At 70.4% G+C, this 19,641-nt stretch carries 19 protein-coding genes; 7 read left to right on the top strand and 12 right to left on the bottom strand.

Annotation, left to right across the window (positions count from 1 at the left end):
• Nucleotide 1 precedes the first annotated feature (1 nt).
• A complete protein-coding gene (locus DN771_RS09750; RefSeq protein WP_116997168.1) occupies nt 2-595 on the bottom strand; it encodes a DinB family protein in 594 nt (197 codons plus the stop codon).
• A 29-nt stretch (nt 596-624) separates the two neighbouring features.
• The gene (locus DN771_RS09745; RefSeq protein ID WP_116997167.1) at nt 625-1,062 is read right to left on the bottom strand and encodes a nitroreductase family deazaflavin-dependent oxidoreductase; all 438 of its coding nucleotides are present in this window, start codon (nt 1,060-1,062) and stop codon (nt 625-627) included.
• Between the two features lie 57 nt (nt 1,063-1,119).
• Between DN771_RS09745 and folP the strand changes: the two genes are divergently transcribed.
• Both folP and folE read left to right on the top strand, forming a co-directional pair.
• On the top strand, nt 1,120-2,010 hold the full coding sequence (gene folP / locus DN771_RS09740; RefSeq protein ID WP_116997166.1) for a dihydropteroate synthase: 891 nt from the start codon (nt 1,120-1,122) through the stop codon (nt 2,008-2,010).
• A gap of 4 nt (nt 2,011-2,014) precedes the next feature.
• Complete coding sequence (folE, locus tag DN771_RS09735; protein WP_116997165.1) at nt 2,015-2,605, top strand: GTP cyclohydrolase I FolE; 591 nt, start codon at nt 2,015-2,017, stop codon at nt 2,603-2,605.
• On the opposite strand, the gene DN771_RS09730 is transcribed toward folE, so the two are convergent.
• Both DN771_RS09730 and DN771_RS09725 read right to left on the bottom strand, forming a co-directional pair.
• Complete coding sequence (locus tag DN771_RS09730; protein WP_116997164.1) at nt 2,583-4,985, bottom strand: HAD-IC family P-type ATPase; 2,403 nt, start codon at nt 4,983-4,985, stop codon at nt 2,583-2,585. The genes folE and DN771_RS09730 overlap by 23 nt on opposite strands.
• Nucleotides 4,982-5,893, bottom strand: coding sequence for an SMP-30/gluconolactonase/LRE family protein (locus tag DN771_RS09725; RefSeq protein WP_162941753.1), 912 nt, complete (start codon nt 5,891-5,893; stop codon nt 4,982-4,984). Before DN771_RS09725 ends, DN771_RS09730 begins: the two co-directional genes overlap by 4 nt.
• A gap of 98 nt (nt 5,894-5,991) precedes the next feature.
• On the opposite strand from DN771_RS09725, the gene DN771_RS09720 reads away from it, so the two are divergent.
• Nucleotides 5,992-6,666 carry a GntR family transcriptional regulator gene (locus DN771_RS09720; RefSeq protein ID WP_116997162.1) on the top strand — a complete coding sequence of 225 codons (675 nt, stop codon included), beginning with the start codon at nt 5,992-5,994 and terminating at the stop codon, nt 6,664-6,666.
• Entirely contained in the window at nt 6,663-8,216 is a 1,554-nt protein-coding gene (locus tag DN771_RS09715) for a class I adenylate-forming enzyme family protein (RefSeq protein ID WP_116997161.1), read from the top strand. Before DN771_RS09720 ends, DN771_RS09715 begins: the two co-directional genes overlap by 4 nt.
• A 70-nt stretch (nt 8,217-8,286) precedes the next feature.
• Here DN771_RS09715 and DN771_RS09710 read toward each other — a convergent pair whose 3' ends face one another.
• The 6 genes from DN771_RS09710 to DN771_RS09685 are packed head-to-tail and all read right to left on the bottom strand — an operon-like array spanning nt 8,287 to nt 14,810.
• Nucleotides 8,287-9,327, bottom strand: a complete 1,041-nt coding sequence (locus DN771_RS09710) for an MBL fold metallo-hydrolase (protein ID WP_116997160.1) — start codon at nt 9,325-9,327, stop codon at nt 8,287-8,289.
• Complete coding sequence (locus DN771_RS09705; RefSeq protein ID WP_116997159.1) at nt 9,252-10,385, bottom strand: ABC transporter ATP-binding protein; 1,134 nt, start codon at nt 10,383-10,385, stop codon at nt 9,252-9,254. Before DN771_RS09705 ends, DN771_RS09710 begins: the two co-directional genes overlap by 76 nt.
• Nucleotides 10,382-11,458 carry an ABC transporter ATP-binding protein gene (locus DN771_RS09700; RefSeq protein WP_116997158.1) on the bottom strand — a complete coding sequence of 359 codons (1,077 nt, stop codon included), beginning with the start codon at nt 11,456-11,458 and terminating at the stop codon, nt 10,382-10,384. The genes DN771_RS09705 and DN771_RS09700 overlap by 4 nt, the downstream gene beginning before the upstream one ends.
• Complete coding sequence (locus DN771_RS09695) at nt 11,455-12,336, bottom strand: ABC transporter permease (protein WP_205528508.1); 882 nt, start codon at nt 12,334-12,336, stop codon at nt 11,455-11,457. The genes DN771_RS09700 and DN771_RS09695 overlap by 4 nt, the downstream gene beginning before the upstream one ends.
• On the bottom strand, nt 12,333-13,277 hold the full coding sequence (locus DN771_RS09690) for an ABC transporter permease (RefSeq protein WP_116997157.1): 945 nt from the start codon (nt 13,275-13,277) through the stop codon (nt 12,333-12,335). Before DN771_RS09690 ends, DN771_RS09695 begins: the two co-directional genes overlap by 4 nt.
• A gap of 3 nt (nt 13,278-13,280) precedes the next feature.
• Nucleotides 13,281-14,810 (bottom strand): ABC transporter substrate-binding protein, encoded by a 1,530-nt coding sequence (locus DN771_RS09685; protein WP_162941752.1) that lies wholly within the window; start codon nt 14,808-14,810, stop codon nt 13,281-13,283.
• A gap of 160 nt (nt 14,811-14,970) precedes the next feature.
• On the opposite strand from DN771_RS09685, the gene DN771_RS09680 reads away from it, so the two are divergent.
• The 3 genes from DN771_RS09680 to DN771_RS09670 all read left to right on the top strand — a co-directional run bounded on the left by DN771_RS09680 (nt 14,971) and on the right by DN771_RS09670 (nt 18,146).
• Entirely contained in the window at nt 14,971-16,689 is a 1,719-nt protein-coding gene (locus DN771_RS09680) for a class I adenylate-forming enzyme family protein (RefSeq protein WP_116997155.1), read from the top strand.
• Nucleotides 16,677-17,615 carry a fumarylacetoacetate hydrolase family protein gene (locus DN771_RS09675; protein WP_116997154.1) on the top strand — a complete coding sequence of 313 codons (939 nt, stop codon included), beginning with the start codon at nt 16,677-16,679 and terminating at the stop codon, nt 17,613-17,615. Before DN771_RS09680 ends, DN771_RS09675 begins: the two co-directional genes overlap by 13 nt.
• Before the next feature lie 111 nt (nt 17,616-17,726).
• Complete coding sequence (locus DN771_RS09670) at nt 17,727-18,146, top strand: TIGR03618 family F420-dependent PPOX class oxidoreductase (protein ID WP_116997153.1); 420 nt, start codon at nt 17,727-17,729, stop codon at nt 18,144-18,146.
• 62 nt (nt 18,147-18,208) lie between these two features.
• Here the strand turns inward: DN771_RS09670 and DN771_RS09665 are convergent, their stop codons facing one another.
• Together DN771_RS09665 and DN771_RS09660 are read right to left on the bottom strand one after the other, a co-directional pair.
• Nucleotides 18,209-18,877, bottom strand: a complete 669-nt coding sequence (locus tag DN771_RS09665) for an MSMEG_1061 family FMN-dependent PPOX-type flavoprotein (protein ID WP_116997152.1) — start codon at nt 18,875-18,877, stop codon at nt 18,209-18,211.
• A gap of 9 nt (nt 18,878-18,886) precedes the next feature.
• Nucleotides 18,887-19,594, bottom strand: coding sequence for a crotonase/enoyl-CoA hydratase family protein (locus tag DN771_RS09660; protein ID WP_116997151.1), 708 nt, complete (start codon nt 19,592-19,594; stop codon nt 18,887-18,889).
• Nucleotides 19,595-19,641: the final 47 nt, after the last annotated feature.

Below are 19,641 nucleotides of genomic sequence, written 5' to 3'. Positions count from 1 at the left end.
CTCAGCGGAAGTGGTCGGCGGCCTGCTGGACGCGCTGACGATAGTCCGCCCACCAGGCCGCGTCTTCGCCGGGCAGGTTGTCGTTCGGCGCGCGCAGGCCGGCCGTGCCGTCGATCAGCTCCCGCACGATGTCGGCGTGGCCGGCGTGACGGTGCGTCTCGACGGTCATGTGGACGAGGATCTGCTGGAGCGTGACCTCGCTGCGATCGCCCCACCACGGAACGTGACCGGGGGCGTCGAGTTCGAGGGCGGCGATCGTCGCGTCGGAATGCGCCCACACACGCCGGTACAGGCTGACGATGTCGTCGAGCGACTCGTCGACCGTCGCCCACATGTCGGCGTTGGGCTCGGCGTCGTCGTCGAACCAGGGCAGCGTTTCGCCCGACGGCCGCCCGAACGTGTCGCCGAGGTAGCCCGACTCGACGCTGGCGACGTGCTTGACGAGGCCGAGGAGGTTGGTCCCGGTGGGCACGACGGGCCGGCGAGCGTCGTACTCGCTCACCCCGTCGAGCTTGCTCAGCAGCGCGTCCCGGCCGGCCTGGAGGTACCGGCGCAGGACGTCTTTCTGTTGGTCGGTGCTCGACTGGTCGCCCATCACTCCAGCATGTCACCCACCACGGTTGATCAACGGGGCTCGAGGACGAAGATCGGGATGACGCGTTCGGTCTTGGTCTGGTAGTCGGCGTAGTCGGGGTAGGCCTCGACGGCCCGCTCCCACCACACGGCCCGTTCCGCTTCGTCGGTCACCAGACGGGCTCGGCGTGGGGTGGTGGTCGTCCCGTCCTGAAGGTCGATGTCCGGGTTGGCGAGCAGGTTGTAGTACCAGACCGGGTGCTGCGGTGCGCCGCCGAGGCTGGCGACGGCGGCGTACACGCCGTCGTGCTCGACCCGCATCAACGGCACCTTGCGGAGCTTGCCCGACTTGCCCCCGATCATCGACAGCAGCACGACGGCCCGTCCGCGGATGTCGACCGAGCCCGTGTCGCCGGTCTCGGCGATCTTGTCCACCTGCTGGCGGACCCAGTCGGTCGGGCTCGGTTCGTAGTCACCTGAGATACTCATCGGTCACACTCAACCACAGAGCTGCCTCCGTTGTTCCCCGAGTACCCTCCGCAACCGATGACGTGGGAGCTGCACAGCGCCAAGCGGCTGCCCGGCGGCCGCGGCGTCGACGGCGGCAGCGTGTGGCGATGGAACCGTACGGCGGTGATGGGCATCGTCAACGTCACGCCCGATTCCTTCAGCGACGGCGGCCGCTTCGCCGATGCGACCTCGGCGGTCGAGCACGCCGGGGAGATGGTCGCCGCCGGCGCGGCGATCGTGGACGTGGGCGGCGAGTCGACCCGGCCCGGCGCCGATCCGGTCGATCCCGAGGTCGAGCTCTCCCGGGTCCTGCCGGTGATCTCGGCGTTACGCGAGGAGTCACTGCCCGCGCTGATCAGCGTCGACACGCGCCACGCCGTGGTCGCCGAGGCGGCGACGGCCGCCGGCGCCCATCTCGTCAACGACGTGAGCGGCCTCGACGACCCCGACATGGCCGGGGTGTGCTCGCGTGCCGGAGTCCCCGTCGTCGTCGTGCATCACCGCGGGATCCCCGTGGCGCTCGGCGACGAGCCCGAGTACGGCGACGTCGTGGCCGAGGTGACCGCCTGGCTCTCCGATCGCATCGCCATGGCCCGGGCCGCCGGCATCCCCTCGGTGATCGCCGATCCCGGCATCGGATTCGGGAAGGGTCAGCGGCACAACCTCGCCATCCTCGCCGCCCTTCCTCTCGACGTGGACGGCCCGGTGCTCATCGGAGCATCCCGCAAGCGGTTCGTCGGTGCGATCACCGGGGCGGCGGCGGCAGCTGATCGCGACGTCGGCTCGGCGATCGTCCACGTCGAGGCGGCCCGCCGGGCCGCGGCCATCGTGCGCGTCCACGACGTGGTCACCCAGATCCAGGCCCTCCGCATGGCGGCCGCGCTGGACGCTGCGTTTGCCGCCGCCGGCGGGCGCCCGTCAAGCTGACCCGATGACCGACGTCGTCTCTGCCGATCACGACCGAATCGAGGCCGCCGTCCGTGAGCTCTTGGCCGCGATCGGTGAGGACCCGAGCCGCGACGGGCTGCTCGCCACCCCGGGTCGCGTGGCCCGCATGTATGCCGAGGTCACGGCCGGTATGCGCGAGGACCCGGCGATGCACCTCGAGACGACGTTCGAGGCCGACCACGACGAGATCGTCATCGTTCGCGACATCGCCTTCTCGTCGATGTGCGAGCACCATCTCCTGCCGTTCATCGGTCGCGCCCATCTCGGCTACATCCCCGGACCGACCGGGCGGGTGACCGGCCTGTCGAAGCTGGCCCGGCTCGTCGACGGCTTCGCCAGGCGACTTCAGGTACAGGAGCGTCTCACGACGCAGATCGCGACGGCGATGGAGGAGGCGTTGGCACCCACGGGTGTCATCGTGGTGCTCGAGGCCGAGCACCTGTGCATGTCGATCCGTGGCGTGCACAAGCCCGGTGCGCTCACGGTGACGTCGGCCGTCCGCGGCCTCTTCCGCGATGACGCCCGCTCCCGCGCCGAGGCGATGAGCCTGATCACGTCGCCCGCGACGCGCTAGCGGTCCGGTGGTCGTCGAGCCGATCGGTGATCAGCCGCACCGCTACCACCCCCGCACCACCGATCACGATCGCCAGGGCGATCCACCAACGCACGATGCCCTCGTCCGGCACGTCCAACCGGAAGTAGCGACGCAGCGGGCCGATCGCCGTGATGGCCGCGTAGGACGCCAACATCCCGCCGGCGAGGACGACCTTCCAGACCGCCAGGGGGCGGCTGGCGAGCACGAGGACCACCAGGGAGATCCCGAGCAGCGTGAGCGTCGACGCCGTGCGGGCCTGGTCGAGGGTGGTGCCGCTGCGGTCGAGCACGACGTCGTACAACGTGAACGAGGCGGTGCCGGCGACGATCCCGGCGGGGATCGCGAACAAGAGGACCCGGCGGAGCAGGCCGGGGCGGATCGGGTCGGTGTTGGCGGCGAGGGCGAGCACGAACCCGGGCACGCCGATGCTGAACGTGTCGATGAGCGTCTGCTGGCGCGGCAGGAACGGGAACGGTACGCCGCGGATCCCGACCAGCAGCGTGAGGGTGAGGGCGTACGCCGTCTTGGTGAGGAACAGGTTGGCGACGCGCTCGATGTTGTTGATCACTCGGCGGCCTTGAGCGAGGGCGACCGGCAGCGTGGAGAACTTGTTGTCGAGCAGCACGAGCTGGGCGACGGCGCGGCTGGCCGCCGATCCTGATCCCATGGCGATACCCGTGTCGGAGTCCTTGAGGGCGAGGACATCGTTGACGCCGTCGCCCGTCATCGCCACGGTGTGTCCCCGCGACTGCATCGCCTTCACCATGGCCCGCTTCTGGTGCGGACCGACGCGTCCGAAGACGGCGTGCTGCTCGAGGGCATCGGCGAGCTCCTCGTTGTCGGTCGGCAGCTCGCGGGCGTCGATCCAGTGGTCGGCACCGGGCACGCCGGCCCGCGCCGCGACGGCGGCGACCGTCCGCGGGTTGTCGCCCGAGATCACCTTCAACGTGACGCCCTGCTCGCCGAAGTAGGACAGGATCTCGTGGGCGTCGGGGCGGACGGTGTCCTCCAGCCGCACCACGCCGGCAGGCCGAACGTGACCGGGGAGGCGGTCGTCATCCCACTCGTCGCTCCGGGCCACGACGAGGACCCGCTTGCCCTCTTCCGCCGAGACGCTGACGAGCGCGTTGGTGCGGTCGACCAACCCGTCGGGATCTCCGTCACCGTCGAGGTCGACGCCGGCGAGCACCATCTCCGGCGCACCGAGATAGATCGATCCTTCACCGTCGACGCGGATGGCCGCCCATTTGCGGGCCGACGAGAACGGCACCGTGGCCGCCACGGTCCAGGGTGGCGCCCCGTCGTTGCCGGCGGCGATCGCCTGCAGCGTCGGGTTGGGATTGGGATCCGACGACACGAGGGTGGTGAGCGCCGACTGCAGCCACTCGCCGTCGACGTCGCCGACCGTCTCGGCGTCGGCGAAGGAGATCTCGCCAGTCGTGATCGTGCCCGTCTTGTCGAGGCACAGCGTGTCGACTCGGGCAAGCAGCTCGACCGACGCCAGCTCCTTGGCGAGCGCCTTGCGCCGCGCCAGCTCGAGCACTCCGACGATGAAGGCGATCGAGATCAGCAGGGCGAGACCGGCCGGCACCATCGACACGGCCGCGGCGACCATGTCCGTGACCGCGTCGCGCCAGTCGTCGTGAAGGTCGAGCTGGCGGATCAGCAGGAGGATCGCGACGGGCGGGATGATGACGATCTGCCAGCGCAGGACGCGGTCGACGTCGGCCCGCAGGCCGCTCGACGCCATCTGGAACCGGCGGGCCTCCTCGGCGAGCGAGCTGGCGTAGGAGGCCGCGCCGATCTTCGTCGCCCGCATGATGCCGCTGCCGGCGACGACGAAGCTGCCCGACAGTGCCTCGTCGCCCACCCCCTTCGTCACCGGGTCGGCCTCGCCGGTGAGCAGCGACTCGTCGAGCTCGAGCCCGGTGCTGTCGAGTACCTCGCCGTCGACGGGGACCTGGTCACCGGTCGACAGCAGCAGCAGGTCGTCGGCGACGATGTCGCCGAGGGCGATCTCGTGGTCGGTGCCGTCCCGGCGGACGTGGGCCTTCGGGGCGTTGAGCACGGCGAGCGCTTCGAGCGTGCGCCGAGCCCGGAGTTCCTGGAAGATCCCGATCGCGCTGTTGGAGACGATGACGCCGACGAACAGGCCGTCGGCGGGGCGACCCACCACGAGCAGCAGCACGAACAGTACGCCCACGATGGCGTTCACCCACGTGAAGACGTTTGCCCTGACGATCTCGCCGAGTGTCCGTACCGGCGCCTTCGGGACGGCGTTGACGCGCCCGTCGGCGACGCGAGCGGCGACCTCGGCGGACGTGAGTCCGGCGAACGTGGTGGCGGGGGAGGTGCTCATGCGAACCGGTGCGACAGGCGGCCGCGGACGCCGGGCTGGGTGACGAAGAGCGAGCCGCCCAGCTCGTGGTGCCCACCGGCGGCCTGGTCGGCGACGGGTCCCTCGGACGTGATGAAGAGGAGGTCGAGGTCGGCCCCGCCGAAGCAGCAGCTGGTGACGTTGGCCGTCGGGACCACGACCACGCGCTCCAGTTCGCCGTCGGGGTCGTAGCGCCTCACCTCGCCGGCCCCCCACACCGCGACCCACACGAACCCCTCGGCGTCGACGACGAGGCCGTCGGGTCCGATCGGCAGGTCGTACGACAGGAACGGCTCGGACTCGATGACGTCGCGGCCGGCATCGTCCAACCGGTAGCGGGTGACGAGCGTGGCCATCGAATCGGCGTAGTACAACGTCCGGCCGTCGTCGCTCCAGTCGAGGCCGTTCGACAGGGCGGCGCCCGGCACCACCGGGTGCCAACGCCAGCCGTCGCCGTCATCGGGCTCGAGCCGTGCCAGCAGACCGGCGCCCGGGCGCCGGTCGGCCGTGGTCGTGCCCGCCCACAGACGTCCGTGCCTGTCGACGCGGCCGTCGTTGAAGCGCACGTCGTCGGGCGCGCCGGGGGGAGGATCGGCCAACTGCGTGATCTGGCCGTCGGGAGCGACCTGGTACACGCCGCCGGTGGAGCCGACGACGAGCCCGTCGTCGGCGGCCAACCCGGCGAACCCGACGATGGTGCCGTCCGGCCCCAGGTCGTCGTAGCGGACCCTGAGCGACGCCGGATCGGCGGGATCGACGTCGAGAACGCGGGCGCCCAGGCAGTCGACGAACACGACTCGTCCGGAGCGTTCGTCCCACAGCGGACACTCGATGAGGTCGGCGACGTTGCGAAGGACGACGTCCGTCGTCGCGATCGGGGGGTTGGCCACGCCCGCAGGGTAACGATCGTCGACGTCCCCTGCCGTCTGTCTTCCACGCGGCCCCTCGGGCGAAACAGATAGATTGTCAAATCGCCGCCGCCGTCCGGGTGGCGCGTCCGCAGGAGGCAGTCATCGCCGACGGTCCGATCAGCCGTATCGAATGGGTCGAGGAGCAACTGCGCACGGCATTGCTCAACGGGGAGCTGGCACCGGGCGAGCGCTTGCTGACGGCGCAGCTCTCCGAGCGCTTCCAGGTGAGCCCCACGCCGCTGCGCGAAGCGCTCCATCGCTTCGCCGGAGAGGGCCTCGTCGAGTTCATCCCGCAGCGCGGCGCCCGGGTCGCCGAGCTGTCGGCGACGGACAGCCGCGAGCTCACCGAGCTGCGCGTGCTGCTCGAGCCGGCGTGCGTCGTCCATGCGCTCGAGCACCCGTCGGACACGTGGGTCGCGGCGGTGGCATCGTCGGCAGCCGACCTGACCGCCGCCCTCGGCGCGCGCCGCCACGTCGTCGCGGTCAGCGAGAACGCCTACCGCGCCTTCTACGCCACGCTCACCAGCACCTGCGACTCAGTCCGGCTGCGCCGCTACGCCACGTCCGTGCGTGATCAGCACGCCAGGTACCGGGCAGCGACGCTCGAGAGTCTCGACCGGGAGCATCTCGCCGACCTGATCGGTCGTCTGGCGGCGGCGGCGACGGGCGGGAAGGCCAAGCCGGCTGCGGCTGCTGTCCGAGCCGAGATCGAGTTGTTCGCCGAGGGGTATGCGCATCTGGAGGGGGGATGATGGCGGTGACGATCTCGCAGCGGCTCCGGGAGGTTGCCGCCGTCGCCGGCGACGCGACGTTCGTGGTCGACGTGGCGGGTGGGGGAGCGCACTGGAGCTACGCCGCTGTCGACTCGCTGGTCGATCGCACGGCGGCGGCGCTGGCCGGTCTGGGTGTCGGGTCGGGCTCGGCGGTGCACGTGCAGCTGGCGAACTCCATCGAGTTCGTGGCCTGCCTCTTCGCCGTCAACCGGCTCGGCGGGGTGCTCGTGCCCACCAGCCCGGCGTCCACGACCGACGACGTCGCCTACATCGCGTCGCACGCCGAGTGCGCTGTGAGCATCGTCGGTGATATCGGTGTGGACGTCGTGCTCGCCGCCCGCGAGATGGCTCCCGAGATCGTCCACGTGATCAGCGTCGGGGCGGCGACCGCGCCCGAGGGCGTCGGCCGCCTCGAGGATCTGCGCGACGCCGAGCCGGCCAGTGCCCCCGACCATGACGGGCGCGACGGCGACCTCGCCGCCGTGCTCTACACGTCCGGGACGACGGGCTGGCCCAAGGGCGTGATGCTCTCCAATCGCAATCTGCTGTTCTCCGGTGAAGCGGTCGCCGCCCACGTGCGGCTGCGCCCCGACGACCGGTGGCTCGTGTCGCTGCCGCTGTTCCACCTCAACGCTCTCGGCTACTCGCTGATGTCGGCCATCTCGTCGCAGGCCTCGGTCGCCCTGCTCGACCGGTTCGACCCGGGCTCGTGGGACGCCGCCGTCGATGCGACCGGTGCGACGCTCTCGAGCCTGTTCGCCGTCCATGCCCGCAGCCTCCTGTCGGTCGACCCACCCGCGCACGCCGCGCCGTCGACGCTGCGTTTGTTCCTGTTCGCCCAGCACCTCACGTCCGTCGAACGGGAGCAGATCGAAGCGCGCTTCGACGCTCCGGCGGTGCAGGTGTACGGCCTCACCGAGACGATCGCCCCGACGATCGCCGACGCTCCGTACGGGCCGCGCGACGCCGACGTGCTCGGCCGGGCGGCGCTGTGGGCCACGGTGAAGCTCGTCGATCGGGCCGGCCGTGACGTCGCGCCCGGCGTGGACGGCGAGCTGGTCGTCCAGGGGGAGCCGGGCCGGACGCTCATGGCGGGGTACTACCGCCGTCCCGAGGAGACGGCCCTCGTGCTCCGCGACGGGTGGCTGCGCACCGGCGATCGCATGGTGCAGGAGCCCGACGGCAGCTTCCGCTTCCTCGGACGAGCCGTGGAACTGATCAAGCCGGGCGTCGACAACGTGTCGGCGCCGGAGATCGAGCGGGTGCTCTACGAGCACGTGTCGGTGCTCGACGCGTCGGTCGTCGGGGCGGCCAATGCCGCCGGCGACGAGGAGATCGTCGCCTTCGTCGTGCTGCAGCCCGGCGACGACGCGACCCCTGACGAGTTGCTGGCCTGGGCCGCCGAGCGGCTCGCCGACTACAAGGTGCCCAAGCGTCTCGTCGTCATCGACGAGCTCCCCCGCAACACGCTCGGCAAAGTGCTCAAGCGGGACCTGCAGCGGCTGCTCGGCCCCGACGGCCAGAACTGAGCTGACTCCATGCGAGGAGTCCCGAGATAGTGCCTGGCACTATCTCGGGACCCGGCGGCGGCGTTGATGGTCAGCCGGTGAAGCCCTCGAGGCGGCCGATCTCGGCGAACACCTCGAGCACGTCGCGGCGGCGCGTCTCCGGGTCGAGCTCGTAGAACACCGAGAGCACGTTCTGGGCGATGCGGCCGTGCTCGGCCAGCAGGCCGAAGTCGCCGAGATCGATGTCCTGGATCGCCTCCTCGGCGCTCATGCCGGCCTCGAAGCGCTTGCGACTCTCCGTGTCGACGTACGTGAGGTAGTCACGCACGACCTGGATGCCGCCGGCGTCAGTCACGGGGCCGTGCCCGGGCACCACGAACTCGGGCTCGAGCGACAGCATGAAGTCGCACGCCGCCACCCAGTTGGAGAGTGGGCCGGCCCAGATGATCGGGGTACCGCCGATGAAGAGCAGGTCGCCGGCATACAACGTCTTGGTCGACGGGACCCACGCGACGGTGTCGCCATTGGTGTGGGCCGGCCCGAGCTCGTAGAGCACGACGTCGACGCCGCCGATCTGCAGATCGAGCTGTTTGTCGAACGTCCGCGTCGGCAGCGCCGGCGTGCAGTCGGTCCAGTCGAACGGGCCGAAGATCTCGCGTGCGAAGTCGCCCGTTGGTCCGGGCAGCTCGCGCAAGGCGACGAGGCGCTCCGGTCCGGCCTCGGGCATCTCGGCCGCGGCCTTGGCCGAGGCGATGATCTCGCGATCGGCGAGCAATTGGTTGCCGAACCAGTGGTCGCCGTTCGAGTGCGTGTTGAACACCGTGGAGATCGGCTTGGTCGACGTGATCGACGCCATGCCGTCGAGCATGTTGCGGGTGAGTGGCACGTCGAAGAGCGTGTCGACGAGGATCGACACGCCGTCGCCGGTGATGAGACCGGCGTTGCTCCAGCCCCAGCTGCCGTCGGGTTCGAGCCATGCGAAGCACCCGTCCCCGACCTCGTGGAGGCCCTTCTTGTAGATGGTGCCGGGGTGCAGGTGGGCGAGATGCTGGTCGGTCAGCACGTGGCCGTTGGTGTCGGGCCCGGCGGGCACACTGACGTGGGCGGCGTGGGCGGCGTGGTGGTCGGACATGGCTCCTCCTTGGCCCGGTTCGGGACCGGGCCGAGATAGACGGTGGGATCGGTGGGATGGTCGAGGTCGGTGGGGGGCGGACTGCTGTGGTCGGCGACGAGGTGGCACGCCGCCACCCGTCCCGGCGAACCGGCGACGGGACCGAGGGCGGGGCGCTCGGTCCGGCAGCGTTCGATGACGACCGGGCAGCGGGTGTGGAAGGCGCAGCCGGTGGGCGGGTCGCTCGGGTCAGGAAGGTCGCCGGACAGGGCGATGCGCTCGCGCCGCGCCGTACGCACCTGAGGGATCGCCGACAGCAGGGCCTGGGTGTAGGGGTGCCGCGGATCGTCGTAGATCTCGGCGGCGGGCCCGGTCTCGACGATGCGGCCGAGATACATCACGGCGATGCGGTCGCTGACGTGGCGGACGACTCCGAGGTCGTGCGAGATGAACAGGTAGCTGAGCCCGAGGCGGTCCTGCAGGTCCTCGAGCGTGACGAGGATCGCTGCCTGGGTGGACACGTCGAGCGCTGACACCGCCTCGTCGCAGATCAACACCTTGGGCTCGAGGGCGAGCGCCCGGGCGATGGCGATGCGCTGACGCTGCCCGCCCGAGAACTCGTAGGGATATCGGCGGACGTGGTCGGCCCGCAGCCCGACGAGCTCGAGCAGCTCCACCGCCCGCTCCTCGCGATCGCCGCGGGCGACGAGGCGCTGGGCCCGCAGCCCCTCGGTGACGATGTTGCCGACGATCCACGACGGATCGAGTGACGCGAACGGATCCTGGAAGACCACCTGCACGTCGCGCCGGGCCTGCCTCAGCTGCCTGCCGCGCAGCGCACCGAGGTCGCGGCCGGCGAGCTGAACGGTCCCGGCATCGGCGGAGATGAGCTGGGCGACCAGCCGGCCCACCGTCGACTTGCCCGAGCCCGACTCGCCGACCAGACCGAGGGTCTCACCCGCACCGACCGCGAGCGAGACGTCGGCGACGGCTGCGACCCGCCGGGTCGGGCGACCGAGCACGTCCCGGCGGGCGATGAACGACTTGACCAGGCCGGAGGCCTCGAGGGTGACGGTCATCGCACCGCCCCGTCCGTGACGAGCGGCGAGGCGGCCTCCTCGCGGACGAGTTCGCCGATGCGGACACATCGGGCGAGGCGCCCGGGTCCGGCCGGACCGAGGACGACGGCGTCGGTGTCGCAACGACCGGGCTGCGCGTGCGGGCACCGCGGGTGGAATCGACATCCCGCCGGCATCTGACCCGCCGGCGGCACGAAACCCGGGATCGGGCGCAGGCGCTCGCCGATGTGCTCGGACGGCAGGCAGTCGAGCAGGCCGTGGGTGTAGGGGTGCGCCGGATCGTCGAACAGCTCGCGCGTGGGCGCCGACTCGACCACCTGCCCGGCGTACATGACGACGACCCGGTCGCACATCTCCGACACCACACCGAGGTCGTGGGTGACGAAGACGACGGCCATGCCGAGGCGCGACTGGAGGTCGCGCAGGAGATCGAGCACCTGCGCCTGGATGGTCACGTCCAGCGCCGTGGTCGGCTCGTCGGCGATCAGCAGCGACGGCCCGCACGAGAGGGCCATGGCGATCATCACCCGCTGGCGCATGCCTCCCGAGAACGTGTGCGGGTAGTCGCCTGCCCGCGCCCGCGCGCCGGGGATGCCGACGAGGTCGAGCACCTCGACCGCTCGCTCCCAGGCCGCTCGTTTCGTGCCGCCGCAATGGCGGCGGTAGGTCGAGGCGATCTGCTCGCCGACCTTGAACGCCGGGTCGAGGCTGGTCATCGGCTCCTGGAACACCATCGCCATCCGGTCACCGCGCACCGATTGCATCTCGTGCTCGGTCAGGGTGAGGAGGTCGCGGCCCTCGAAGACGATCCGGCCGGCGGTGATGCGGCCGGGCGGCGACGGGATCAGCCGCATGATGGCGAGCGAGGTCACCGACTTGCCGCACCCCGACTCGCCGACGAGTCCGACGATCTCGCCCGGCTCGACGTGAAACGACACGTCTTCGACGACGGGGACGACGCCGTACTCGGTGGCGAAGCGAACCTCGAGGTGCTCGACCGACAACAGCGGCGACCGCCCGACGGTGACGCTGTCGGCGGTGGGAGGGGTGGTCCGGGCGTCGTCGGCACTCATCCGCGCCGCACCTCCGTGCCGAGCGAGTCGCGGATGCCGTCGCCGATCACGTTGAAGGCGAGGACGGTGACGAGGATCATCACGCCCGGCACGACGACGAGATGCGGGCTCTGCTCGAAGAAGCGTGTCGAGCGACCCAGCATCGAACCCCACGACGCATCGGGGGGCTGCACGCCGAGGCCGAGGAAGCTGATGCTGGCCTCGAAGAGGATGGCGAAGCCCATCGAGAGCGACACCTGGACGATCAGCGGCGAGAGCACGTTGGGCAGCACGTGGCCGGTGACGATGCGCCACGGCCCCGCCCCGACGCTGCACGCCGCCTCGACGAACGTCTCCTCGCGGACCGACAGCGCGGCCGACCGCGTGATGCGGAACAGGCGTGGGGCGTACACGATGCCGATCGCGATCATCGCGCTGGTGAGGTTGGGCTCGAGCACGCCGACGATGGCCAGGGCGAGAAGCAGGGCGGGGATCGACATCATCGCGTCGGCGATGCGGCCGAGCACGTTGTCGATCACGCCCCGGGCGTAGCCGGCGACGAGGCCGGTCGGCACGCCGAGCACCACGCCGACGGCGGTGGCCTGGACGGCGGCGATCAGCGAGACCCTGGAGGCGAACAGCAGCCGGGACAGCACATCGCGACCGAGGTCGTCCGTGCCCAGCCAGTGATCGCCGTTGAAGGCCTGCAGCCGGTCGGTCAAGGACTGCGCGTCGGGGTCGTACGGGGCCAGGAGGGGAGCGGCGACGGCGCACACCACGATGACCAGCAGGACGACGCTGGCGGTCATCGCGGCGCGATCGTGCCGGAATCGGCGGACGAACCGCCGCGCCGGGCTCTCGCCGCGCGCCGGCGTGGCCGCGATGGCGACCGCCGTCACGATTCTCGAACCTTGGGGTTGAGCAGGCCGTACGACACATCGACGACGAGGTTCGTGAGCACGACCACGACGGTGATCGTGAGGACGACCCCCTGGATCATCGGCACGTCGCGCTTGAAGACGCTGTCGACGGCGAGCTGGCCGACGCCCTGCATGTTGAAGATCTGTTCGATGATCGTCGACAGGCCGAAGAGGCGGGCGACCTGGAGGCCGGCGACCGTGACCACGGGCATCGCCGCGTTCTTCAAGGCGTACCGGCCGACGACGGCTCGTTCGGGCATGCCCCGGGCGCGGTGGGTCCGCACGTAGTCGCGCTCGAGGACGTCGACCATGCTGGCGCGCATCTGGCGGGCGATCTCGGCCGCGGCGGCCAACGCCAGCGTGACCGCCGGCAGGGTGATGTGGTGCAGCCAACCGAGCGGCGATTCGGTCAGTCCGACGTAGTCGCCGGCCGGGAAGAGGTCGAGCTTCATGGCGAAGAAGGTGACGAGGACGAGACCGAGCCAGAAGTTGGGAACGGCCACGCCCACCGACGTGCCCACGGTCAGCAGCCGGTCGAGCCACCGGCCGCGGTGGGTGGCGGCGACCACGCCCGCCGTCATACCGAGGATGGTCGCCAGCACGAACGAGCAGGCGACCAGCGACAGCGTGACGGGCAGGCGGTCGGTGATCGCGTCGGTCACCTGGTAGCTCGTGAACAGCGAGGTGCCCAGATCACCCCGGACGACCCCGCCCAACCAGCGGCCGTACCGCTCGTAGGCGGGGTCGTTCAGGCCCAACTCCTCACGCACCGCGGCGAGCTGCTCGGGGGTGGCCGAGTCGCCCACCAGCGACTGGGCCGGATCCCCCGGAATGAGCAGCAGGAGACCCCACACGACCACCGTGACGATGAACAGGAGTGGGATCAGCGCGGCGAGCCGGCGCAGGGTCAGTCGGAGCATCCGTCACGACCCCGCCAGGGTCACCCCACGAAAATCGACCGATCCGCTCAGCGTGGGTGTGAAGTTGCCCACGGCATCGGTGAGGACGAAGACGCCCTGCGGGCTGCAGATCGGGATGTGGAAGTAATCGGCGGCCGCGGCCGCGGACAGCTCCTGGTAGATCGGGGCCCGCTCCTCCTGGGCCACGATTGACAGGCCCTCGAGGGCCAGGGCGTCGACATCGGCGTTGCTGTAGTGGCCGGGGTTCAGCGCGGCTTGGGCGGCGAAGATCGACGCGACCGTCTTGGCTGGGTCGACGCTGCCCGGGTACTGGGTGAAGTACATGTCGGCGTCGCCGGTGCTGAACCGGGACAGCAGCTCGGTGGGCTCGAGGGCCGTCACCTCGAGGTCGATGCCGATCTCGCCGAGCATCGCCTGGAGCGCCTCGAGCTGGGCCACGTAGAACGGCACGTTGACCACGACGGCGCTCAGCGCGAGTCCGTCGCCGTACCCGGCCTCTTCGAGCAGGGCACGGGCGGCCTCCACGTCGAAGCTGTCGGTCACCACGTCCGGGCTGGCCGCCCAGTAGCTCGACGGGAAGATCTGGTTCGTCGGCGTGCAGAGCCCGGCGTGGAGGGCGTCGGCGAGACCCTGCCGATCGATCGCCATGCTGATCGCCTGGCGCACCTCGAGCGTGTCGAGCCCCGGGCTCGCCATGTTCAGGAACAGCAGGAACGCTCCGGCCGATTCACGGGTCTGCACGGTGAGCCCGGCGTCCTCGGCGGCTGACAACTGATCGGGGTTGAGCGTCGTCCCGTCGGCCTGGCCGTCGGCGACGGCCCGCAGCCGGGCGTCGGGGTCGAGCTGCATCGTGATCTCGACCCCACCGAGCGTCTGCATCTCCGGGTTCCAGTAGTCGGGGAAGCGCTCGAAGCTGATCACCGAGCCGGGCACGTGCTCGACCACCTGGTAGGGGCCGGCGCCGACCGGCATCAGGTCGATGTCGGGATTGTCGAACGCGGCGGGGCTGATCATCATCCCGGCCCGGTCGGACAGCAGGGCGGGAAGTGACGAGCCCGGCGACGACAGATGGAGCTCGACGGTGTGCTCGTCGACCACGACGACCTCCTCGATGGAGGCCAGGTCGGGCTTGACGGCCGACGTCTCCAGCGTCTGGCCACGTTCGATGTTGGCCTTCACGGCCTCGGCGTTGAACGGCTCGCCGTCGTGGAACACGACGCCTTGACGCAGCACCAGGCGGAGCACGGTGTCGTTCTCGGCGAACTCCCACGACTCGGCGAGCATCGGGATGACCTCGCCCTCGGGCGTGAGCTCGGTGAGGCGGTCGTACGCCGGGTACAGGTAGATGTTGGCGAACTGGTTGAAGGCCTGCTGCGGGTCGTAGTTGCTCCCGCCCGGCGTTCCCCACTGGTAGCGGATGACGGCGTCGGATGACGCCGCCGGTGGACTGGTGGCCCCGGCAGTGCCGAACCCCGTCGCGGCGACGGCGGCGGCTACGGCCGCGATCAGACAGCGAACACGTCGTGTGCGCATGGCAATTCCCCCTTGTCGAATGCGTTGCCCTGTGTCAATGTACATTCGACAATCTATAGATTTCAAGACCCTGTCTCGGACGGCAGTCCACACGAGGGTCGGGACTGAGCATGTTGGAACGACACGAGCCGGACCGGGATCCGGCCATGGGGGATCGCCGATGACGCCGAGAGCGCCCGCCGTACCGGGCTTCGCCGAGCTGTGGCAGCTCGCCGTCGACGAGTGCGGCCGTCGCCCGTTCTTGATCTTCGAGGACGTCGACGGCGCGGTGAGCGACTTCACCTACGGCGACATGGACCGGCTCGTGCGCCGGGTCGCGGGAGGGCTGACGGCCCGAGGCGTCGGCGCCGGTGATGCCGTGCATCTGGTGCTGCCCAACACCGTGGCGTTCGTCGCCGTGTGGCTCGCCTGCTCGGCGCTCGGTGCCTGGATCGTCCCGAGCGATCCGCGCGCCGGCGTCGCCGAGTTGGCGGAGCACCTGCGCCGCACGACTCCACGAGTCGCCGTCACGACGCCAAGGCGCGAGGCCGACCTCCTCGCCGCGTGCGACCTGGCGCCGGGCGTGACGACCGAGGTCGTCGCCGTCGACGAGCGCGATGTCACCCTCGGCCGGCTCGCCACTGCCGAGCCGGTCTCGGTGCCGGCAACGGTCGATCCGATGACCCGGCTCGCCGTGATGTTCACCTCGGGGACCACGTCGGCGCCGAAGGGTGTCGTGCTCACCCAGGCCAACTACGCCTACGCCGGACTGGTCATGGCCGCCTCGTCGTCGCTCACGCGCTTCGACCGGCAACTCGTGGTGCTGCCGCTGTTCCATGCCAACGCGCAGTACTACTCGTTCGCCGCGGCGATCGCGGCCGGGGCCAGCGTGGCGCTCATCGGCGCCTTCTCGGCGTCACGGTTCGTCGAGCAGGCGCGACGGCACGAGGTCACCCACGCATCGCTCTTCGCCGCGCCGATCCGCATGATCCTCGCCCGGACGCCTGAGGACACGGCGCCACTGAAGCTGCGCAACGCGTGGTTCGCCCAGAACCTGTCGGCCGACCAATACGCCAGGACGGCCGAGCTGCTCGGCTGCACGCCTCGACAGATCTACGGCATGACCGAGACGGTGCCCGCCGTCCTGTCCAATCCGCTGGTCGGCGCCGTGCCGTCGGCGATCGGTCGACCCACGCTCGGCTGCGCCGTCCGGGTCGTCGGACCGTCGCGGACAGCCGTCGCCCTCGACGAGGAGGGGGCTATCCACGTCGGCGGCGTCCCCGGCGTCACCGTCTTCGCCGAGTACCTCGACGACCCCGACACCACCGCCGCGGCGATCGTCGAGGAGACCGCCGACGGGTTCGTCTGGTTCGACACAGGTGACCGGGCCACCGTGGACGGCCGCGGCATGTTCCACTTCGCCGGCCGTCGCAGCGACGTCTTGAAGGTCGCCGGCGAGAACGTGTCGGTGGTCGAGGTGGAGCACGTCCTCGCGGAGCATCCGGCGGTCGGCGATGTGGCCGTGGTCGGACGCCCCGACCCGATGCGTGACGAGGTGCCGGTGGCCTACGTCGTGGCCGCGGAGGGCGCGCCGAAGCCGGCCGAGCTCGACGACGAGCTCCGCGCGTGGGTCGCCGAGCGCCTCGCCCCGTCCAAGCGCCCCGCGGCGTACCACTTCGTCGACGACCTGCCGCGCACGTCGGTGGGCAAGATCCGCAAGTTCCTCCTCGGCGCCGAACCCACGGCTGCCGCCGACGGGGACGAGCTCGACGCCGACGATCCGGGCCACGACTCGAACACCACTCCGAGCCACGCCTCGAACAGCAACTCGAAGAGCAACTCGACCGACAACTCGAACCACGACCACAATCAGCAAGGGAGCGAATCATGCGATGGGTGATGTACCGATCCGGTGACGGAGACGAGCGAGCCGGGCTCGTCCTCGACGGGGCCGTCCACGGGCTCGCCGCCGGAAGCCGGGTGATCGACCTGCTCGGCGACGACGGCGAGAAGATGGACGCCGCGGCCCAGCAGGCCAGAGAGCGGCCGACGGACGTCGTGCCGTTCGACGAGGCGGCGCTCGGCCCGCCGATCCGTCCCGGCCAGATCCGTGACTGCCTCACGTTCCTCGACCACCTCCGCAACGCCCGCTCGGCGATCGGCGGCGAGATCGACCCCGCGTGGGAGGAGATCCCGGCGTTCTACTTCTCCAACACCACCGGGGTGATCGGGCCGCGCGAGAAGGTGGCGATCTCGCCCGGCTCCGAGCAGTTCGACTACGAGCTGGAGGTCGGCGCGGTGATCGGCCGCGAGGGTGGCGACCTCCATCCCGACGAGGCGGCGTCCCACATCGCCGGGTTCACGATCTTCTGCGACTGGAGCGCTCGCGATCTCCAGTTCCACGAGATGCGACTCAGCCTCGGACCCTCGAAGGGCAAGGACGGAGCCAACACGCTCGGCCCGATGCTGGTGACCACCGACGAGCTCGAACCGTTCAAGTCGGGCCCGTCGTACCACCTCGAGATGACCGGGTACGTCAACGGCGAGAAGGTGAGCCACGGCTTCATGGACCAGATGGACTGGTCGTGGGGCGAGGTGCTCTCGTACGCGTCGCGAGGCACGCGCCTGTTGCCCGGCGAGGTGATCGGCTCGGGCACCGTGCCCACCGGGTGCCTCGTCGAGCACTTCGCCGTCGACGGCCCCGACAAGTTCCGCGGCTGGCTGCAGCCGGGCGACGTGGTGCGTCTCGAGGTGCAGGAGCTCGGCTTCATCGAGCACGAGATCCTGCCGTCGAAGCCGGTGCACCGTCTCCGCACCGGCTTCTGAGCGAGCCTCCGACCGCGGGCGGTAACAGATGGTGCCTGGCCCCATCTGTTACCGCCGCTGTGATGCCGACGCACGGGAATATCTCGGAGTCAGCGGACGTCGAAGACGGGTGTGAAACTTCCCGACGCTGCGCGTGACCTCATCGGTGCCGGTGCCAACGCAACCCTCGTCACGCTCAACGAGGACGGCAGTCCTCAAGTGAGCCTGGTCTGGGTCGCCCTCCGATCGGACGGCGACGATGATGAGCTGGTCTGCGGCCACTTCGGCGAGCACCGGAAGGTGCGAAACGTCCGTCGCGATGGTCGGGTCGCGCTGACCGTCGTGTCGGCCGAAAACGACGGGCTGATGCAGCACTACCTGTCGGTCGCCGGAACGGCGCGCATCGAGGAAGGTGGAGCGCCCGAGTTACTCGCCGAGCTGGCAGCGACCCTCGCCCCGGACTCGGGATTTCCGCCGGCGGACGCTCCGCCCGGATGGCTGACACGTATTCGCGTCGATCGGATCGGTGGCATCGGGCCCTGGTTCGACTGACGCCGGGCCACGGCTTCGGGTAACAGATGGTGCCTGGCACCATCTGTTACCCGCCACCTCGTTCAGCCGAGTTCGTTGCGGTAGTCCTCCTGCCGCTTGCCGCCCGACTCGTCGGGGGCCGGCAGGTTCTTCTGTTGGCAGTAGATCGCGCTCAGCGTCGGCACGGTGTCGGGGTCGGTCCACGTCGCCGGGTCGAACACCGCGCTGCGGAGCAGGGCTCGCGAGCAGTGGCCGTACACCTCGTCGATCTCGACGAGCACGCCCAGCTTGGGAGTCCGGCCGCGGATCGTCATGGCGGCGAGGAACTCCTCGTCCCTGGTGATCGTCGCGCGGCCGTTGACGCGGACGAGCTCGTCGACGGGCGGGACGAGGAAGGCGAGGCCCACCGAGGGACGCGACACGATGTTGCGGAAGGAGTCGAGGCGCCGGTTGCCGGCGCGGTCGGCGAAGAAGATGGTGCGCTCGTCGAGGATCCTCACCTGGCCGGCGGGGTCGCCCCGCGGCGAGACGTCGGTGGAGCCGTCCTCGTTGGACGTGGCGAGGAAGAACAGCGGCGACATCGTGATGAAGTCGGCGAGCAGAGGCGTGAGCTGCGTCGTGTGCTTCTCGAGGATCAGCGGGTGGGGCACGCCGTTGAGCTCGTGCAGCTCGTCGACGGTGGTGACCCGGTTGGCGAACAGCCGCTCTCTGGTGGCCGGATCGATGGCGGTGAGGCGCTCTGCGACGTCCATGGCAATGGTCTATCGCACGACGAGCGATCGCAGGTACACGTCGTCGGCTTCGATGGCGGCGGCGAGCCGGTCGAGCATCGCCTGGCGAAGACGGAGCTTGGATTCGGTGTGGGCCCGCCGGGAGAGGCCGGCGAAGGCGGCCGCCCGCTCTGCGGCGGCGTCGGCCAGTGATCCGGCCGGCACGGTGGTGTCGAGGAACCCGGCGGCGACCGCGCCGTCACCCGTGAACACGTCGGCGAGGAGGATGGCGCGGTTGTAGCCCGCCGGAGTCAAACGCTGGAGACAGATCTCGATGGCCGCTCGCGGCATCGTCATGCCGATCGCCACCTCGTTGGCGCTGATCCGGTGACCGCTGTCGGCGACGCCGAGGCGGTAGTCGCCGGCCAGCAGGAGGAAGGAACCCATCGCCATCGCGTGGCCGCTGCAGGCCACCACCACCGGCGCCGGGAACGACAGCAGCCGGAGGGCGAGCTCCATGCCGCCGCGCACCAGCGATGCCGTGCCCTCCCCACCTGCGCGGATGATGTCGAGATCGAAGCCGGCCGAGAAGATCCCGTCCCGCCCGGTCAGCACCACCACGGCCTCCGCCGCCTCGGCCTCGTCGAGCGCGGCGTGGATCGCGCTCAGCGTCTCGGGTCGCAGGGCGTTGGCCTTGCCGTCGTCGAGGGTGATGGTCGCCGTGCCGTCGGCGATCGTGCTGGACACACTGGAGGACATGGCGCGAGCGTACGGACCGACGCATCAGTGGCTCGAATGCGGGTCGG

Origin of the sequence: Desertimonas flava, assembly GCF_003426815.1 — a bacterium.
Lineage (GTDB): Bacteria > Actinomycetota > Acidimicrobiia > Acidimicrobiales > Ilumatobacteraceae > Desertimonas > Desertimonas flava.
This window is presented reverse-complemented; position numbering and strand designations above follow the sequence as displayed.

Coding starts and splice junctions, on each gene's coding strand:
- DN771_RS09750 (WP_116997168.1), bottom strand. CDS start 595: ATGGGCGACCAGTCGAGCACCGACCAACAGAAAGACGTCCTGCGCCGG.
- DN771_RS09745 (WP_116997167.1), bottom strand. CDS start 1,062: ATGAGTATCTCAGGTGACTACGAACCGAGCCCGACCGACTGGGTCCGC.
- folP (WP_116997166.1), top strand. CDS start 1,120: ATGACGTGGGAGCTGCACAGCGCCAAGCGGCTGCCCGGCGGCCGCGGC.
- folE (WP_116997165.1), top strand. CDS start 2,015: ATGACCGACGTCGTCTCTGCCGATCACGACCGAATCGAGGCCGCCGTC.
- DN771_RS09730 (WP_116997164.1), bottom strand. CDS start 4,985: ATGAGCACCTCCCCCGCCACCACGTTCGCCGGACTCACGTCCGCCGAG.
- DN771_RS09715 (WP_116997161.1), top strand. CDS start 6,663: ATGATGGCGGTGACGATCTCGCAGCGGCTCCGGGAGGTTGCCGCCGTC.
- DN771_RS09710 (WP_116997160.1), bottom strand. CDS start 9,327: ATGTCCGACCACCACGCCGCCCACGCCGCCCACGTCAGTGTGCCCGCC.
- DN771_RS09705 (WP_116997159.1), bottom strand. CDS start 10,385: ATGACCGTCACCCTCGAGGCCTCCGGCCTGGTCAAGTCGTTCATCGCC.
- DN771_RS09700 (WP_116997158.1), bottom strand. CDS start 11,458: ATGAGTGCCGACGACGCCCGGACCACCCCTCCCACCGCCGACAGCGTC.
- DN771_RS09690 (WP_116997157.1), bottom strand. CDS start 13,277: ATGCTCCGACTGACCCTGCGCCGGCTCGCCGCGCTGATCCCACTCCTG.
- DN771_RS09685 (WP_162941752.1), bottom strand. CDS start 14,810: ATGCGCACACGACGTGTTCGCTGTCTGATCGCGGCCGTAGCCGCCGCC.
- DN771_RS09680 (WP_116997155.1), top strand. CDS start 14,971: ATGACGCCGAGAGCGCCCGCCGTACCGGGCTTCGCCGAGCTGTGGCAG.
- DN771_RS09675 (WP_116997154.1), top strand. CDS start 16,677: ATGCGATGGGTGATGTACCGATCCGGTGACGGAGACGAGCGAGCCGGG.
- DN771_RS09665 (WP_116997152.1), bottom strand. CDS start 18,877: ATGGACGTCGCAGAGCGCCTCACCGCCATCGATCCGGCCACCAGAGAG.
- DN771_RS09660 (WP_116997151.1), bottom strand. CDS start 19,594: ATGTCCTCCAGTGTGTCCAGCACGATCGCCGACGGCACGGCGACCATC.